This window comes from Fluviicola sp. (assembly GCF_030151805.1).
Taxonomy (GTDB): Bacteria; Bacteroidota; Bacteroidia; order Flavobacteriales_D; family Crocinitomicaceae; genus Fluviicola.
This window is the reverse complement of record NZ_JASLCN010000498.1, coordinates 1-2,949: the sequence shown is the minus strand read 5'-3', so window position 1 is coordinate 2,949 and position 2,949 is coordinate 1. Positions and strand designations below refer to the sequence as shown.

Annotated in this window: 1 pseudogene; it reads right to left on the bottom strand. The window is 44.0% G+C overall.

Going from position 1 to position 2,949, the window contains the following annotated elements:
- A pseudogene (locus tag Q1V93_RS18955) lies at window positions 1-2,949 on the bottom strand (hypothetical protein); the annotation flags it as partial.

Sequence of the window (2,949 nt, the reverse complement as noted above, 5' to 3'; positions counted from 1 at the left end):
TGATTGCTGTAGAGTTGATTCTCACAGAACCTGATGGAGGAGCAACGAATGTGTACCACAAGGTACCATTCAACGTTGAGTTCACCCAACCGGTTGTTGTTTGCGCACCTGTTGCAGGCGGAGCAATGTTCGTTTCATTCAGAGAAACGGTTGCTGCTGCATTGTTGAATGTGTAAGTTTCACCCAATTGTAACAATTCCTGTGCACAAACAATGTCGTTCGTTGCAGGCATTACTACTGTGATTGGTCCAACATAGTTTGAGCTGTCATTTGTACCTGCACAAAGTGCCTGCACATAGATTTGATAGACTCCTGATCCGATTAAAGTAGGATCAACTACCGTATCTGCGAAATTGGTTCCGGTAGCATTCCAGATTTCACCTGTTCCCAATGTAAATCCAGTCATTCCGTATTGGATCTTGAATCCTGTTACAGGGTAAAGAACTCCTGTTGAAGTCCAGTTCCATGTTACTTCAAGAGAATCCGGATCGGTCATACCTGCAAGTCCTGTGATATCAGCACAATTTGGTTTTGTAGTGAATTGGTAGAAATAACCTCCTGAAGTCAAGCTATCACCTGTACACTCAGAATAGATGTAAACATCATAGGTAGTCATTTGAGTCAATAAGTTTCCGAAACCTGTATCAGAAGTGTTCAGGTTCAATGTTCCCAATTCCTGTCCCGGAACAGTTGGATCAAATCCTTCTTCTCCGTAAACTACAGTCCATTGAGTTTCACCATATTGTCCCGGATCCCAGTTCAACGTTGCGTCAGTCACATAAATGATCGAAATCAGGTTCTGAACATTCGGACAAAGTGCATTGTAGAAATGTGCACAAGAGTTGTTTGTAAGATACGTTGCACTGTTCATACTAACAGTTGCGGTACCGCCTGCAGTAACTGCTGCGATTTCAGCATCCGCACCGTTGTTCCATGATCCGTTACCCATCATGACATCCTGGTAAACGAAATAAGATTCACCTGATGCTTCATCGTAGATTACTTCGAAAGTAGCACCGTCAGTTGATGCAGGGAAGCTGTAATGCGGAACATCTTTCCAAAGAACAACGAATTGTCTGTTTGGAGCTGTACCGATACTTTGGTAGAATACACCACCACCAGCAACAGGAGTGTTCAAATCCTGGCAATATGGATAGAATCCGTTGCCAGCAATACCGTAACCAACGTTACCGGTTAATGTGTTGAACAAGATACCTCCGTTGTTTCCGATTGTAATGGTTGTTACGTTTGTTCCGTTCACGTTCCATGCCCAAGGGAGCGTTACACCAACCTCAGCATCGTCTGTTAAGTTTGTGTTTGTTCCTGTGGCAGAGATATCAATGAATCCGGGTCCGCAATCACCATCCCACGTAAAGTATGGAGCATTTGTTGTGAATGCAAATGGTCCTGCCCATGCAGAGGTTCCGATACAACCAGCCTGAACGTAGAATTCATATGCTGTATTCGGTAATAAATTGATTGCCTGAACACTATCGTTTGTTACGTTAGGCATCATTGTACCTGTTCCCGGAGTAAATCCTGCCGGACCGTATTCAACATTCCATGTGGATTCATTTCCTTGCGGAGTCCATGTCAACATGGCATTGAAGAAGTTGACATCGAATGCATTCAATGCGGTTGGAGCTGTAGGCTGTGTAAGTGTAATCGTGTAAATTCCTGATTGCACTGGACTTCCCTGCTCTTTCACAACCACTGTGTGTGTTCCGGCTGCTAAGTTTGTAGGAATCGGACCGAAAGCACCTCCGTCAACAGAATAAACAAATGGTTGTGTTCCACAGTTCACGGTTCCTAATGTAAAGCTTCCGTTTGCCAGGTTGTTACAAGTAACGTTTTGAGGAATCAATTGTGCGTCAACACCAGATACGGTTACTGTAACCGGAACACGTGAAGGGCTCATACAGTTTCCAAGGTTTGTTTGCGCATAGAATGTATAAGTACCATTTGTTGGAGTTGGCAAAACAGAAGTTCCCAAAGCATTCATAGATGCTGTGTTTCCAACCTGTGTTCCTCCTGTAGCTGCACTAAACCAATCGATCGTGTAAGCAGGTTGAGAAGGAAGTGGTCCTGTAAAGTTCAAAGTAACCGTTAAATTCAAAGTTACATTGTCTCCGAAGTTGTCTAAATCCGCAGAAACAATTGAAACGGAAGTTAATGGTAAGTAAGGAGTCAGGTTAAAGCTTGCCAGGTTACATTGGTTTGTTGCAACAGTAGTACCGTTTACCACAATGCTGTATGAATACCATGATCCACAAAAACTACCGCTGATAGTGGAGGCCAATGTCGCGGATGAGATTGGTCCGTTCGGGCAGCTGAAGTTTGTTACTGTTGCAGTAACACCTGAGTTATCCGTTCCTGAAGCAGATCCTGAAATTGTACATGTTTGTGCTCCCATCAAAACAGGAATCTGAGCAGCAACCGGCATGGGGTTCGCTGTTGTACAATAGTTGTAATTGTTCGGGTTTGCTGTCGGGTTTCCAGGAATAACTGAGTTTACAGTTACTGCTAATGAGCTTGTTGGCGACCAGCACTGACTTGCCGTTTCGTATGTTGCTACATAATAAGTTCCTGTAGAAGATACGTTTAACGGTGTTGCACTTGAGTTTGTAGTTGTGAATGGTGGGTTTGCACCAGTTTGCCAGTAATAAACAAAACCGGCAGCCGGAGCAGGCATAGTTAACGAAGTTCCCGGAGTACAAGCAGGGTTTTGTCCTGCTGTAGGAGCAGCCGGAGTTGCAATAACCGGGAAATTAGTTACTGTTATTGAAGAAGCTGCTGACCAGATATTGTATAATGTATTCAATCCTCTCAGATAATAAGTTCCGTTTGAGTTGATTGTAAATGGCCCGGCGTAAGCATTCGCAGTACTTACTCCGGTTGCACTTGACTGCCAGTACCAGGTCGTATTTGCAGGAGGAGTTCCTGTAACAT